This window comes from Kocuria salsicia (assembly GCF_007681555.1).
GTDB classification, from domain to species: Bacteria; Actinomycetota; Actinomycetes; order Actinomycetales; family Micrococcaceae; genus Kocuria; species Kocuria salsicia.
The window spans coordinates 282578-296093 of sequence record NZ_VELE01000002.1 but is presented as its reverse complement, the minus strand read 5'-3'; the positions used below and the strand labels follow the sequence as shown (position 1 = coordinate 296093).

The 13516-nt window shown below is 69.5% G+C and carries 13 protein-coding genes; 9 read left to right on the top strand and 4 right to left on the bottom strand.

Features of this window, described 5'->3' with window-relative positions:
• Positions 1 to 151 precede the first annotated feature (151 nt).
• The 7 genes from glyA (at position 152) to FS770_RS06095 (ending at position 7078) form a co-directional block, all read left to right on the top strand.
• Complete coding sequence (glyA, locus tag FS770_RS06125; RefSeq protein ID WP_145010623.1) at positions 152 to 1438, top strand: serine hydroxymethyltransferase; 1287 nt, start codon at positions 152 to 154, stop codon at positions 1436 to 1438.
• A gap of 1 nt (position 1439) precedes the next feature.
• Positions 1440 to 2330: a bifunctional methylenetetrahydrofolate dehydrogenase/methenyltetrahydrofolate cyclohydrolase gene (locus FS770_RS06120; RefSeq protein ID WP_094393553.1), complete on the top strand. Its 891-nt coding sequence runs from the start codon at positions 1440 to 1442 to the stop codon at positions 2328 to 2330.
• Between the two features lie 275 nt (positions 2331 to 2605).
• Positions 2606 to 3142 (top strand): hypothetical protein, encoded by a 537-nt coding sequence (locus tag FS770_RS06115; RefSeq protein ID WP_126874922.1) that lies wholly within the window; start codon positions 2606 to 2608, stop codon positions 3140 to 3142.
• Positions 3143 to 3201: 59 nt separating this feature from the next.
• A complete protein-coding gene (locus FS770_RS06110) occupies positions 3202 to 4041 on the top strand; it encodes an exodeoxyribonuclease III (protein ID WP_055083482.1) in 840 nt (279 codons plus the stop codon).
• A gap of 183 nt (positions 4042 to 4224) precedes the next feature.
• The gene (trpS, locus tag FS770_RS06105) at positions 4225 to 5253 is read left to right on the top strand and encodes a tryptophan--tRNA ligase (protein WP_055083484.1); all 1029 of its coding nucleotides are present in this window, start codon (positions 4225 to 4227) and stop codon (positions 5251 to 5253) included.
• A 63-nt stretch (positions 5254 to 5316) separates the two neighbouring features.
• Entirely contained in the window at positions 5317 to 5889 is a 573-nt protein-coding gene (locus FS770_RS06100; RefSeq protein WP_055083486.1) for a 2'-5' RNA ligase family protein, read from the top strand.
• Positions 5876 to 7078: a YihY/virulence factor BrkB family protein gene (locus FS770_RS06095; RefSeq protein ID WP_126874920.1), complete on the top strand. Its 1203-nt coding sequence runs from the start codon at positions 5876 to 5878 to the stop codon at positions 7076 to 7078. The genes FS770_RS06100 and FS770_RS06095 overlap by 14 nt, the downstream gene beginning before the upstream one ends.
• Positions 7079 to 7216: 138 nt before the next feature.
• Here FS770_RS06095 and FS770_RS06090 read toward each other — a convergent pair whose 3' ends face one another.
• The 4 genes from FS770_RS06090 to sdhC all read right to left on the bottom strand — a co-directional run bounded on the left by FS770_RS06090 (position 7217) and on the right by sdhC (position 10724).
• Complete coding sequence (locus tag FS770_RS06090; protein WP_126874919.1) at positions 7217 to 7999, bottom strand: succinate dehydrogenase iron-sulfur subunit; 783 nt, start codon at positions 7997 to 7999, stop codon at positions 7217 to 7219.
• Positions 7999 to 9750, bottom strand: a complete 1752-nt coding sequence (sdhA, locus tag FS770_RS06085; protein ID WP_126874918.1) for a succinate dehydrogenase flavoprotein subunit — start codon at positions 9748 to 9750, stop codon at positions 7999 to 8001. The genes FS770_RS06090 and sdhA overlap by 1 nt, the downstream gene beginning before the upstream one ends.
• 106 nt (positions 9751 to 9856) lie before the next feature.
• Positions 9857 to 10342 (bottom strand): succinate dehydrogenase hydrophobic membrane anchor subunit, encoded by a 486-nt coding sequence (locus tag FS770_RS06080; protein ID WP_055083498.1) that lies wholly within the window; start codon positions 10340 to 10342, stop codon positions 9857 to 9859.
• A gap of 4 nt (positions 10343 to 10346) precedes the next feature.
• Positions 10347 to 10724 carry a succinate dehydrogenase, cytochrome b556 subunit gene (gene sdhC, locus FS770_RS06075; protein WP_083482375.1) on the bottom strand — a complete coding sequence of 126 codons (378 nt, stop codon included), beginning with the start codon at positions 10722 to 10724 and terminating at the stop codon, positions 10347 to 10349.
• A 331-nt stretch (positions 10725 to 11055) separates the two neighbouring features.
• Here sdhC and FS770_RS06070 point away from each other — a divergent pair, with 331 nt between their 5' ends.
• The gene (locus FS770_RS06070) at positions 11056 to 12171 is read left to right on the top strand and encodes a mannose-1-phosphate guanylyltransferase (RefSeq protein WP_055083500.1); all 1116 of its coding nucleotides are present in this window, start codon (positions 11056 to 11058) and stop codon (positions 12169 to 12171) included.
• A 65-nt stretch (positions 12172 to 12236) separates the two neighbouring features.
• Entirely contained in the window at positions 12237 to 13505 is a 1269-nt protein-coding gene (locus FS770_RS06065; protein ID WP_186366710.1) for an amidohydrolase, read from the top strand.
• Positions 13506 to 13516 lie beyond the last annotated feature (11 nt).

Below are 13516 nucleotides of genomic sequence, written 5' to 3'. Positions count from 1 at the left end.
GGACAGCTGGCACGCGCGCGGTACCTACACACACGTTACCCTCATGTGACCTCCCGGTACCACATGACATGATGGGCCCCCGGCGGGGCAGCGAACGGGGGTGGCCCGGATATGCTGGGGCGGACCCTACAGCGCACAGAGAAGGTGGAGCATGACGCAATCCCCGGGACATTCCGTGACCAACCAGCCGCTCTCAGAGGTGGATCCGGACGTCGCCCAGGCCATCGAGGACGAGCTGGGCCGCCAGCGCTCGACGCTCGAGATGATCGCCTCCGAGAACTTCGCGCCGCGGGCCGTGCTCGAGGCGCAGGGTTCCGTGCTGACCAACAAGTACGCGGAGGGCTACCCGGGCCGCCGCTACTACGGCGGCTGCGAGTACGTGGACGTCGTGGAGAACCTCGCCCACGACCGGGCGTGCAAGCTCTTCGGCGCGGACCACGCGAACGTGCAGCCCCACTCCGGCGCGCAGGCGAACACCGCCGTGATGGCCGCCCTCATGCAGCCCGGTGACACGCTGATGGGGCTCTCGCTCGCCCACGGCGGCCACCTGACCCACGGCATGAAGATCAACGTCTCCGGCAAGCTCTACAACATCGCGGCCTACGAAGTGGACCCTGAGAGCCACCGGATCGACATGGACCAGGTGCGCGAGCAGGCCCTGGCTGCCCGCCCCGCGGTGATCGTGGCCGGCTGGTCCGCGTACTCCCGGCAGCTGGACTTCGCCGCGTTCCGCTCCATCGCGGACGAGGTCGGCGCGAAGCTGTGGGTGGACATGGCCCACTTCGCCGGTCTCGTGGCCGCGGGGCTGCACCCGAACCCGGTGCCCCACGCGCACGTCACCACCTCCACCGTGCACAAGACCCTCGCCGGACCCCGCTCCGGTGTGATCCTGTGCGAGGCGGACCTGAAGAAGAAGATCGACTCCGCGGTGTTCCCCGGCCAGCAGGGCGGGCCGCTGATGCACGCCGTCGCCGCGAAGGCCGTGGCCTTCAAGATCGCCGCGTCGCAGGAGTTTGCCGAGCGCCAGCAGCGCACCATCGAGGGTGCCCAGATCCTCGCCGATCGCCTCGTCTCCCCGGACCTCGCTGAGCACGGCGTCTCCGTGCTCACCGGGGGCACGGACGTGCACCTCACGCTCGTGGACCTGCGGGACTCCGAGCTGGACGGCAAGCAGGCGGAGGACCTCCTGCACCAGGCCGGGATCACCGTCAACCGCAACGCGGTGCCGTGGGACCCCCGCCCGCCCATGACCACCTCCGGGCTGCGGATCGGCACCCCGGCGCTCGCCACGCGCGGCTTCGGCGCGCAGGAGTTCACCGAGGTCGCGGACATCATTGCCGAGGCGCTCAAGCCCGGTGCGGACATCGCGGCCCTGCGCTCGCGCGTGGAGACGCTGACCGGGCAGTTCCCCCTGTACCCCGGCCTCGAGGAGTGGTGAGGTGACGGCCCAGGTCCTGGACGGCAAGGCCACTGCCGCACAGATCAAGTCCGAGCTCGCGCAGCGTGTGGCACGGCTCGCGGAGCAGGGCGTGGTGCCCGGCCTCGGGACGGTCCTCGTGGGGGACGACCCCGCCTCGCGCTCGTACGTGGCGGGCAAGCACCGCGACTGCGAGCAGGTGGGCATCGCCTCCATCCGCAGGGAGCTGCCCGCGGACGCCTCGCAGGAGGAGCTCGAGCAGGTGATCGACGAGCTCAACGAGGACCCCCGGTGCACGGGCTACATCGTGCAGCTGCCCCTGCCCGAGCACATGGACACCAACGCGATCCTCGAGCGGATCGACCCGGCCAAGGACGCGGACGGACTGCACCCCACCAACCTGGGACGCCTGGTGCTCAACGTCAACGAGCCCATGACCTCTCCGCTGCCGTGCACGCCCAACGGCATCGTGGAGCTGCTCACGCGCCACGGCGTGGAGCTCGCGGGCCGCACGGTGCTCGTGATCGGACGCGGTGTCACGGTGGGGCGGCCCATCGGGCTGCTGCTCACGCGCAAGCCGGTCAATGCCACAGTGGTCCTCGCGCACACAGGGACCACCAACCTGCCCGAGCTGCTCGCGCAGGCGGACGTCGTGGTGGCAGCCGCCGGGCGGCCGCACATGGTGGGTGCGGACCAGATCAAGCCGGGCGCCGTGCTGCTGGACGTCGGCGTCTCCCGCGTGGTGGATCCGGAGACCGACAAGAAGAAGCTCACCGGCGACATCGACCCGGCGGCGGCGGAGACTGCCTCCTGGATCTCCCCGAACCCGGGCGGTGTCGGCCCCATGACGCGGGCCATGCTGCTCGTCAACGTGGTGGAGTCCTGCGAGCGGGCAGTCTCCGAGGGCGCCTGAGCACCAGCACACCGTCACCACACCCCGGTGCCCGACGCCGCGGGGCCGCCTCGTCCGCGAGGGCCCCGCGGCGTTGTCATGTGCGGGAACCCTCCGGGCACGAGGACGTCGCACGGCTGGTCCCGCGGTGGCATGCCATTCGTTCGGCCGGCACCGCGAGGCCCACATCTCGTGTTTGCGGGTTCGCGCCCGACTCGGGACGGAAGTCGGCGCAGGACATGGATCAGAGCGGGGCAGAATTCGGCGCGCACCGCGGGTTTTGAGACAATGGCCCCATGCAGCCGATCGGATCCTCGAACGCCCACACCGCCGCCTCCGCCCAGGGCCCCCGCACCGGGCGCACCGCCCTGTGGGGAACGGTGATCGGTCTCGCCGTGCTGGTGGTGATCTTCGCGGTGGCCCTCATCCAGGCGGCCCACTCCAACTCCCTGCTGGGCTGGGTGCTGGCGGGCATCGCGCTCGGGTGGCTCATGCTCGCCGTGTGGGCACTGTGGATGGTGCACAAGGCCGCGGTATTCGGCCGCGAGCAGATGCGTCAGGCGCAGGAGCAGCTGCGCGCGCAGCACGGGCGGGCCCCCGCCACGTCCGCTGCGGCCGCCGGCCCTGGGCAGTCCCTGCGGGACGAGAAGCTCGCCCACGGCATGCAGGTGATCCTGGTGCAGTCCAAGGTGGTCAAGGAGCAGCTCTCCTCGCCGGACCCGGACGCCGAGCACGTCCAGCGCGCGCTGGAGACCATCGACATGACCGCCGCCAACGGGCTGCGCAGTCTCAAGGACTCCGGCACGCCGGTCAGCGGTACCGTGGAGGACTGAGACCGGCCCCCACCGGTACGAACGACCAACGCGCAGGAACCACGAGGAGACGGACGGACATGGCGGATTCAGGGCAGACGGTGCGCATTGCCACGGTGAACGTGAACGGCATCCGCGCGGCGTACCGCAGGGGCATGGCGGACTGGCTCGCCCCGCGCGGGGTGGACCTGCTGTGCCTGCAGGAGGTGCGCGCTCCGGACAAGATCACGCGCGAGCTGCTGGACGAGGACGTCTGGGACGTGCGGCACACCGAGGCCGCGGCCAAGGGCCGCGCCGGGGTGGCCATCGCCACGCGCCGAGACGCCTTCGACGGCGCCCTGCTGCCGGTGGAGTCCCGTGTGGGCATCGGCGAGGAGTACTTCGACGACTCCGGGCGCTGGATCGAGAACGACGTCCGGCTGCCCAACGGACAGAACCTCACGCTGGTCTCCGCGTACGTGCACTCCGGCGAGGTGGACACCCTCAAGCAGGAGGACAAGTACCGCTTCCTGGAGGCCATGCTCACCCGCCTGCCGCAGCTCGCCGAGCGCAGCGACCACGCCCTCGTGGTGGGGGACCTCAACGTGGGCCACACTGAGCTGGACATCAAGAACTGGAAGGGGAACGTCAAGAACGCGGGCTTCCTGCCCGAGGAGCGCGCCTACTTCGACCGGTTCTTCGGGGACGTGGGCTACGTGGACGTGGCCCGTAGCCTCGCCGGGGACGTGCCCGGTCCGTACACGTGGTGGTCCTACCGCGGCAAGGCGTTCGACACGGACGCCGGTTGGCGCATCGACTACCAGATGGCCACCCCGGGCCTCGCCGCGCTCGCGGCCGAGGCCGTGGTGGACCGCGCCGATTCCTATGACACCCGCTTCTCCGACCACGCCCCGCTCGTGGTCGACTACCGCCTGGCCTGAGCGTCGAGCGCCCGTGAGACTCCGCCGCCGATGCGCCCGGTGACTCCCGGGGGCCGGTCCCGGGCACGGTGTACAGGAAGGCCACTCCATACACACGAGGACGACGCCGCGGTGGCCCCGCGGCGTCGTCGCCCCCTGCGCCACGCACTCCAGAACAACGACCGAGAAGGAAGCCGGAACACCATGACCGAACAGAGCACGCAGCACCGCGCGGTACCGCGCGTCGTCTCGGGTGTGCAGCCCTCCGCGGACAGCCTGCACCTGGGCAACTACGTGGGGGCGCTGCGCAACTGGGTGGACATGCAGGACGACAACGACTGCGTTTTCTTCGTGGCGGACCTGCACTCGATCACGACGGGTCAGGACCCGGCCACGATGTCCGAGCGCACCCGGGTGACCGCCGCGCAGTACATTGCCGCGGGCATCGACCCGGAGCGCTCCACGTTGCTCATCCAGTCCCAGGTGCCCGAGCACACGCAGCTCTCGTGGGTGCTCAACTGCATCACGGGCTACGGCGAGGCCGCGCGCATGACCCAGTTCAAGGACAAATCCGTGAAGCAGGGAGCGGAGAACACCACCGTGGGCCTGTTCACCTACCCGGTGCTGATGGCCGCGGACATCCTCGTGTACCAGGCGAACCAGGTGCCCGTGGGGGAGGACCAGCGTCAGCACCTGGAACTGACCCGTACCCTCGCGCAGCGCTTCAACTCCCGCTTCGGGGAGACCTTTGCCGTGCCGGACGCCAAGATCCTGGAGAACTCCGCCAAGGTCTACGACCTGCAGAACCCCACGGCGAAGATGTCCAAATCCGCGCCGTCGGACGCCGGGCTCGTGCGGCTGCTGGACCCGGCCAAGAAGAACGCCAAGAAGATCAAGTCCGCAGTGACCGATGACGGCACCGAGGTGCGATTCGACCGGCAGGCCAAGCCGGGCATCTCGAACCTGCTCACCATCTACTCCTCGCTCACGGGCACGCCGGTGGGCACGCTCGAGGCCGAGTACGAGGGCAGGATGTACGGCCACCTCAAGGTGGACCTCGCGGAGGTGGTCACCCAGACCCTGGACCCCATCCAGAAGCGCGCGCAGGAGCTGCTGGACGACCCCGCTGAACTGGACCGTCTGCTCGCCCGCGGCGCGGACAAGGCGCGGGGCATCGCCGCCCAGACCCTGCGCGAGGTCTACGACCGGATGGGGTTCCTACCCGGCGTCTGAGCACCGTGTGTGCGATCACGCCGGTGGGATACTGTGGGACGCGGCTGAACTGAGGAGGATCGCGTGAGCGAGGGTCACATCTCTCCCACCGTGCGACCCGGGCAGGTGTACGCCGGCGTGGTCATCCGCCTGCCCGAGCCCCTGGGCAGGGAGCTGCAGGACTGGCGGGCATCCTTCGGGGACACCCAGGCCGGCACCGTTCCCGCCCACATCACCCTGATGATCTCCACCCGCGGCAAGGACTGGGACGAGCTCGTGGCCCACGTCCGGGACGTGGTCTCCGGGTGGGAGCCCTTCCACGTGGAGATCGACGGCACCGGCACGTTCCGCCCGCTGACACCCGTGGTCTACCTGCGCATCGGGCGCGGTTTCGAGGAGTGCGTCCGGCTGCACCGCGAGCTCCACGGGGACACGATGCGCTCCGCGTCCCCCTTCGACTTCCACCCCCACGTGACGCTGGCGCACGGCACCACGGAGGACGACCTGAACCGCGCACAGGCCATGCTGCGCACCTACCGCGCGGGGTTCATGGTGGACCACATCGACCTCTACGAGGCGGACGAGCACGGGGCCTGGCACGTCCGCGACAAGGTCCCCTTCGGTGCGAAAGCGGTGGGGCACCGTGACGGCCCCTGAGCCGCCCCCGGTGGTCCCGGCGCTCGTGGACCGGGCTGGCCTGGTGGCGGAACACCACAGGCTGCGGGCCGTCCGGCGGGACCTGGCCTCCCGCCACGCACCGGCACCACGGCGCCTGGGGGCCTTCTTTGCGTGGCTCTTCGCCCGCTTCATGGCCTTCTACCCCGTGCGGCTGGTCTCGCACTACATGTTCCACGGCGGCCCGCTCATGGCGGCCGGGCTCGCGTACCAGCTGCTCTTCGCCTCCACGTCCCTGCTCGTGATCTTCTTCGCCGGGCTCGCCACATTCCTGGGAACCGACTCGCCGCTGCAGCAGACGCTGGTGGAGGGGCTGATCCGCAACATTCCCGGCTTGCTGGACACCGGCGACGGCCGCGGCGGAGTGATCCCCCTGACCCTGCTCGAGAACACGGGGCCCTTCACTGTGGCGTCCACGGTGGCCGTGGCGGTGCTGCTGTTCACCGCGTGGCGCTGGGTGGCCGGGGTGCGCCTTGCCACCCGCCGGATGTTCGAGCTCCCGCCGGCCCCTGGGGTCCCGCTCGCGGCCGTGCCCCGGGACCTCGCGTGGCTCGTGGTGATCGGCGTCCTGCTGCTCGCCTCCGCCACTGTGAGCGTCTTCGCCTCCGGTGCGGTGGACGGTGTGATCCGCTGGCTCGGCAGCATCGGTCTCACACGGGTGCAGCCCCTGCTGGACGGCGGGGGAAAGTCCGCGATCATCTTCGGTGTGGGCCTGCTCGTGGACGTGCTCATGAGCCTCTCGCTCGTGCGGGGCGTGGCGCAGCTGGCACTGCACCGCAGGGCGCTGCTCGTCACGGTGATCGTGGGTGCCGTCGGCTCTCAAGCGTTGCGCTACGGCGGCAGCGAGATCATCGGGCGCGTGGGACAGAACCCGTACGTGCTCTCGGCCGCCGTGCTCGTGGGCGTGCTGCTGTGGTTCAACCTCTACGGGCAGATCCTGCTCTTCGCGGCCGCCGCCGGTGCGGTGGTGCAGGCGGACATCCGCGGGGCGCGTGCCCAGCCCGAGCGCGAAGACCGCGCCGTCACGGTCGTCGCCGCCGCCTCCCTGCCGAACGCGGCCCGGGGCAGGGGCATGGAACCCGCCGTGCGCTTCGACAGCCCCAGCGCCGGCAGCAGCGCGGTCCGCGCCGGTTCCCACACGGTGTCCGCTGACGACGACGCGGTCTCCTAGGACAACGCGATCTGCAACGCCGCGACGCCCCGCGACCGGTAGCCGCGCTCACCACGACGGCGGCGGCGTCGTGCGCGAGATGTGAAACGGCCCCGGACTCGACGAGGAGTTCCGGGGCCGCTCAGGCACTGCGGGGCGTCACAGGGCGGAGGCGAAGACCGCCTTCTTGACCTCGGCGATGGCCTTGGTCACCTGGATGCCGCGGGGGCACGCCTCGGTGCAGTTGAAGGTGGTGCGGCAGCGCCACACACCCTCCTTGTCGTTGAGGATCTCCAGGCGCATGTCACCCGCCTGGTCACGCGAGTCGAAGATGAACCGGTGCGCGTTCACAATCGCGGCGGGGCCGAAGTACTGGCCGTCCGTCCAGAACACGGGGCACGAGGACGTGCACGCCGCGCACAGGATGCACTTGGTGGTGTCGTCGAAGCGCGCACGGTCCTCCTGGGACTGGTACCGCTCCCCAGTGGGAGTGTGGTCCTCGTTCACCAGGAAGGGCATGATCTCGCGGTAGGACTGGAAGAACGGCTCCATGTCCACGATCAGGTCCTTCTCGCACGGCAGGCCCTTGATGGGCTCCACCGTGATGGGCTTGGACAGGTCCAGGTCCTTGAGCAGGGTCTTGCACGCGAGACGGTTGCGGCCGTTGATGCGCATGGCGTCCGAACCGCACACGCCGTGCGCGCACGAGCGGCGGAAGGACAGCGAGCCGTCCAGCTCCCACTTGACCTTGTGCAGGGCGTCCAGCACACGGTCCGTGCCGTACATGGTCAGTGGCCACTCGTCCCAGTGCGCCTCGGAGTCGAACTCGGGGTTGTAGCGGCGCACCTTGAGCACGATGTCGTACGTGGGGATGGCCTCTTCGCCCTCGGCAGCGGGCTGCTGAGCGTCCTTGTTCTGGTTCTCGGTGACTGCAGTGGACATCAGTACTTACGCTCCATCGGCTCGTAGCGGGTCATGATCACCGGCTTGGTCTCCTGCCGGATCCCCGCGGTGGGGGAGGAGGGGTCCTCGTAGACCATCGAGTGGACCATGAAGTTCTCGTCGTCCCGGTTCGGGAAGTCCTCGCGGAAGTGGCCGCCGCGGGACTCGTCACGGTGCAGGGCCGCCACGGACATCACCTTGGCGAGCTCGAGCAGGAAGCCCAGCTCCACGGCTTCGAGCAGGTCCAGGTTGAAGCGCTTGCCCTGGTCCTGGATCGAGATGCTGGCGTAGCGCTCCTCGAGGGCCGCGATGTCGTCCAGGGCCTTCTGGATGGTCTCCGCGGTGCGGAACACCTGCATGTTGAGGTCCATGGTGTCCTGCAGGTCCTTGCGGATCGCGGCCACCTTCTCGTTGCCGTGCGGGCTGCGCGCGTTGTCGAGCAGCGCCTCGGTGCGCTTGGTGGCGTCGTCCGGGACGGGCAGGAACTCGGCATCGCGGGCGTACTCGGCAGCGAAGGTGCCGGCGCGCTTGCCGAACACGTTGATGTCCAACAGGGAGTTGGTGCCCAGGCGGTTGGAGCCGTGCACAGACACGCAGGCCACCTCACCAGCCGCGTACAGGCCCGGAACGGTGGTCTCGGAGTCCTGGAAGACCTCGCCCTTGATGTCCGTGGGGATCCCGCCCATGCAGTAGTGGGCGGTCGGGAACACGGGGACGGGCTCCGTGTAGGGCTCCACGCCCAGGTAGGTGCGGGCGAACTCCGTGATGTCCGGCAGCTTGGCGTCGATGTGCGCCGGCTCCAGGTGCGTGAGGTCCAGCAGCACGTAGTCCTTGTTGGGGCCGCAGCCGCGGCCCTCGCGCACCTCGTTGGCCATGGAGCGCGCCACGATGTCCCGGGGGGCGAGATCCTTGATGGTCGGGGCGTAGCGCTCCATGAAGCGCTCGCCGTCCGCGTTGCGCAGGATGCCGCCCTCACCGCGGGCCGCCTCGGAGACGAGGATGCCGAGCCCAGCGAGGCCCGTGGGGTGGAACTGCACGAACTCCATGTCTTCCAGCGGCAGGCCGTTGCGGAACGCGATCGCCATGCCGTCACCCGTGAGGGTGTGGGCATTGGAGGTGGTCTTGAAGACCTTGCCGGCACCGCCGGAGGCGAAGACCACGGACTTGGCCTGGAACACGTGCAGCTCGCCGGTCGCGAGTTCGTAGGAGACCACGCCTGCGGGGCGGCGGCCCTCCGGGGTGTCCACCATGATCAGGTCCAGGACGTAGAACTCGTTGTAGAACTCCACGTTGTGCTTGATGCACGTCTGGTACAGGGTCTGCAGGATCATGTGGCCCGTGCGGTCCGCGGCGTAGCAGGCGCGGCGCACCGGGGACTTGCCGTGGTCACGGGTGTGCCCGCCGAAACGGCGCTGGTCGATCTTGCCCTCGGGGGTACGGTTGAAGGGCAGTCCCATGTGCTCCAGGTCCAGCACCGCGTCGATGGCTTCCTTGGCCATGACCTCCGCGGCGTCCTGGTCCACCAGGTAGTCGCCACCCTTGACGGTGTCGAACGTGTGCCACTCCCAGTTGTCTTCCTCGACGTTGGCGAGGGCGGCGCACATGCCGCCCTGAGCGGCACCCGTGTGGGAACGGGTGGGGTAGAGCTTGGTTAGCACGGCAGTGCGCGCTCGCTGACCGGACTCAATGGCGGCACGCATGCCGGCGCCACCGGCGCCGACGATTACCACATCGTACTTGTGAACCTGCATACCAGATGTTCTTTCTACGTGGGTGAGGGTGAGAAGTGCGGGGCCCGGCACCGGGCCGGGACGACCGTGACCGGTGGCCCCGCGAGGGGCGCCACCGGTCACCGGGTCACTGTGCGGGGCAGAAGGAGGCCAGCAGGGACGGGTCCGCACCGGCGGGGCACGGCTCGAAGGTGAAGATCACCATGGTGCCCAGAAGGATCACGAACGCGGAGGCCACGAAGAGCAGCACCTTGAGCCAGAAGCGCGTGGTGCTGCGCCCGGCGTAGTCGTCGATGATCGTGCGGATGCCGTTGGTGCCGTGCAGCATGGCGAGCCACAGCAGCAGGAGGTCCCACACCTGCCAGAACGGGTTGGCCCACTTGCCGCCCACGAAGCCGAAGTCGATGGCGTGGACGCCCTCACCGACCATGAGGTTGACAAAGAGGTGGCCGAAGACGAGGACGACGAGCACGACGCCGGACATGCGCATGAACAGCCACGCGAACATCTCGAAGCTGCTGCGGGAGGAGCTGGCGCGGTTGTACTTCACGCCGTCGACCTCGAGGTCCCGGCTGCGAGGGACCTGGATCTTGGTCTTGAGAGGAGTGCTCACGGTATCAACCCCCGAAAACGTGCGACAGGTGACGGATAAGGAACGGGATCATCACGATGACCCACAGGGCGATGACGCCCCAGAGCAGGCCCTTCTGGTTCTTGGTCCCGCCCTTCCAGAAGTCGATCAGGATGATGCGCAGGCCGTTGAAGGCGTGGTACACGATGGCGGCCACAAGGCCCGCCTCGCCCAGACCCATTACGGGGTTCTTGTACGTGGCCATCACTGCGTTGTAGGCCTCGGGGGAGACACGCACGAGGGCGGTGTCGAGGACGTGGACCAACAAGAAGAAGAAGATGGCCACGCCGGTGATTCGGTGGGCAACCCAGGACCACATGCCGTACTGGCCGCGGTAAAGGGTGCCCCTGGATGAGTTCGCCACGGAATGTCCTCCCTGTGTCGCTCGTCGTCGTGCGCACTGAAAGTGGTGGAAGCGGCAGCGTTCTCGCGCTCGTGCACGGCGACGGCGGAGCCCTGGCTGGCTCTGTCATGGATGATGCGGTAGTTCTCAGCAAAGATACCAGCCCCGCGCACGGTGACTGACAACGTGTCTGCAAGCGTGACCCGCGCCGTGACGGGGAATTACGGCACTCGGACGTGTCCGAATCGGGATCGAGCAGGGGTTCCCGCGACTGGCTGCCGGGCCACCCTCCCGGGGCGTCACACAGCCGGGTTCCGGTGCTGCTGAGGGGGCGGCCCGTACACTGTCGGTCGTGACTTCGCCATTGCAACGATTCCATCCGTTCATCCCCGCGGGCGGGGTGGGCTCTCGGCTGTGGCCGCTCTCCCGAGCGGACGCGCCCAAGTTCCTGCTGGACCTCACCGGTTCCGGCTCGTCGCTGCTGCGCGCCACCTACGACCGGCTCGAGGGCCTGTCCGCCGGCCCGCTGATGGTGGTCACCGGACGCTCGCACGCGGGGGCGGTGCAGGAGCAGCTCCCGGAGCTCTCCGCCACCGACCTCGTGCTCGAGCCCTCCCCCAAGGACTCCGCCGCGGCGATCGGCCTGGCGTGCACGCTCATCGAGCGGCGGGACCCCACCGCGATCATCGGCTCGTTCGCCGCGGACCACGTGGTGGAGCCCGCGCAGGCCTTCCAGGACGTGGTGCGCGAGGCCATCCAGGCCGCGGACACGGGGCGGATCGTGACGATCGGCATCACGCCGTCGTCCCCTGCCACCGGGTTCGGCTACATCAAGGCGGGGCGCTCCCTGGGCCTCGAGCAGGCCCCCCACGCGCTCACGGTCGAGCAGTTCGTGGAGAAGCCGGACGAGGAGACCGCCCGGCAGTACGTGGCCAGCGGGCGCTACACGTGGAACGCGGGGATGTTCGTCGCGCCCGTGGGACTGATGCTGGACTACCTGCGGCGCAGCGAGCCGGAGCTCGCGAAGGGCCTGGACCGGATAGCGGACGCGTGGGAGACCACCGAGCGCGACGCCGTCGTGGACGAGGTGTGGCCCACCCTCACCAAGACCGCGATCGACTACGCGGTGGCCGAGCCCGCCGCGGCGGCCGGGGACGTGGCCATGGTCCCCGGCGACTTCACGTGGGAGGACGTGGGGGACTTCGCGGCGATCAACCGGCTGAACAAGGTGGACCCGCAGACGGACTCCCAGGTCTCGATCCTGGGCAGCAACAAGCGGGTGCTCGCGGACGAGTCCTCCGGCATCGTCGTCTCGGACACCGCCCGGCTGATCGCGCTGATCGGGGTGGACGACATCGTGGTCGTGGACACCCCCGACGCCCTGCTGGTCACCACGGCTGAGCACGCCCAGCGCGTGAAGAACGCGGTGGACTCCCTCAAGCGCAACGGGGACACGGACGTCCTGTGACCCGTTCCCCACGGCGCGGGGCGTGGCGGCGCGTGCGGTAGAGCCCCGGCGGTAACCTGAGAGCCATGTTGGATCTGCCACTGCCGAACGCCGACGACATCGGCCAGCCTCCCGCCATCGGACCCTTGCTCTCGCACTACTTCCCGGACCTGGTCCGCTTCCGCCGCGACATCCACCGGCACCCGGAGCTGTCCTACGAGGAGTACCGCACCACGGAGCGGATCGTCCACGCGCTGGAGGCCTCGGGGCTGCGCCCTGTGCGCTTCGAGCGCACGGGGTGCTACGTGGACATCGGCCGTGGTCCGGTCATGGTGGGGCTGCGGGCGGACATCGACGCCCTGCCCATCCTCGAGGAGACGGGGCTGGACTACGCCTCGATCAACGAGGGCGTGATGCACGCGTGCGGCCACGACATCCACACCACGGTGATGCTCGGCGTCGCCCGTGTGCTCGCGGACCTGCACCGCTCCTCGCCGTTCGCCGGCACCGTCCGCGTGGTCTTCCAGCCCGCGGAGGAGAAGCTGCCCGGCGGTGCGCTGAGCATCATCAAGCAGAACGTGCTGGCCGGGGTGCCGCGGATGTTCGCGCTGCACTGCGAGCCCAAGGTGGACGTGGGCAGCGTGGGCACCCGGATCGGCGCCATTACCTCGGCCTCCGACACCATCCGGATCGAGCTCTCCGGGCGCGGCGGGCACACCTCCCGTCCACACCTGACCGAAGACCTCGTCTACGCGATGAGCCAGATCGCGATCGACGTGCCGGCCGTCCTCTCGCGCCGTGTGGACGTGCGCTCCGGGGTGGCGGTGGTGTGGGGGCAGATCCACGCCGGCGTGGCGCCCAACGCGATCCCCATGAGCGGCTTCATGGCCGGGACCATGCGCTGCCTGGACGCGGACGCGTGGTACCGGGCGGGCGAGATGCTGGACGAGGTCGTGGGACAGGTGGCCGCGCCCTACGGGGTGAACGTGGACCTCGAGCACATCCGTGGCGTCCCACCGGTGGTCAACGGGGAGACCGAGACCACCCTGCTGGAGATCTCGGCCCGCGCCGAGCTGGGGGAGGAGAGCGTCCTGCTGGTCGAGCAGTCCATGGGCGGGGAGGACTTCGCCTGGTTCCTGCAGCACGTGCCGGGCGCCATGATGCGCCTGGGCACGCGCGAGCCGGGTGGGCGCACCTTCGACCTGCACCAGTCCGACTACGCCCCCCAGGAGGAGGCCATCCGCTGCGGCGTCCAGGTCATGGCCTCCACCGCGCTGCGGGCCCTGCGCCTGAGGGTGCGCGAACTCGCGGATGCGACACTGCCGCCGGAGGGCATGGAGGGCGCAGAGGTTTGACACGCCCGGGG

Bases quoted from the DNA above. Each gene is read 5' to 3' on its own strand.
- trpS (WP_055083484.1), top strand. From the start codon at position 4,225: ATGACCGAACAGAGCACGCAGCACCGCGCGGTACCGCGCGTCGTCTCG.
- FS770_RS06110 (WP_055083482.1), top strand. From the start codon at position 3,202: ATGGCGGATTCAGGGCAGACGGTGCGCATTGCCACGGTGAACGTGAAC.
- sdhA (WP_126874918.1), bottom strand. From the start codon at position 9,750: ATGCAGGTTCACAAGTACGATGTGGTAATCGTCGGCGCCGGTGGCGCC.
- FS770_RS06115 (WP_126874922.1), top strand. From the start codon at position 2,606: ATGCAGCCGATCGGATCCTCGAACGCCCACACCGCCGCCTCCGCCCAG.
- FS770_RS06090 (WP_126874919.1), bottom strand. From the start codon at position 7,999: ATGTCCACTGCAGTCACCGAGAACCAGAACAAGGACGCTCAGCAGCCC.
- glyA (WP_145010623.1), top strand. From the start codon at position 152: ATGACGCAATCCCCGGGACATTCCGTGACCAACCAGCCGCTCTCAGAG.
- FS770_RS06065 (WP_186366710.1), top strand. From the start codon at position 12,237: ATGTTGGATCTGCCACTGCCGAACGCCGACGACATCGGCCAGCCTCCC.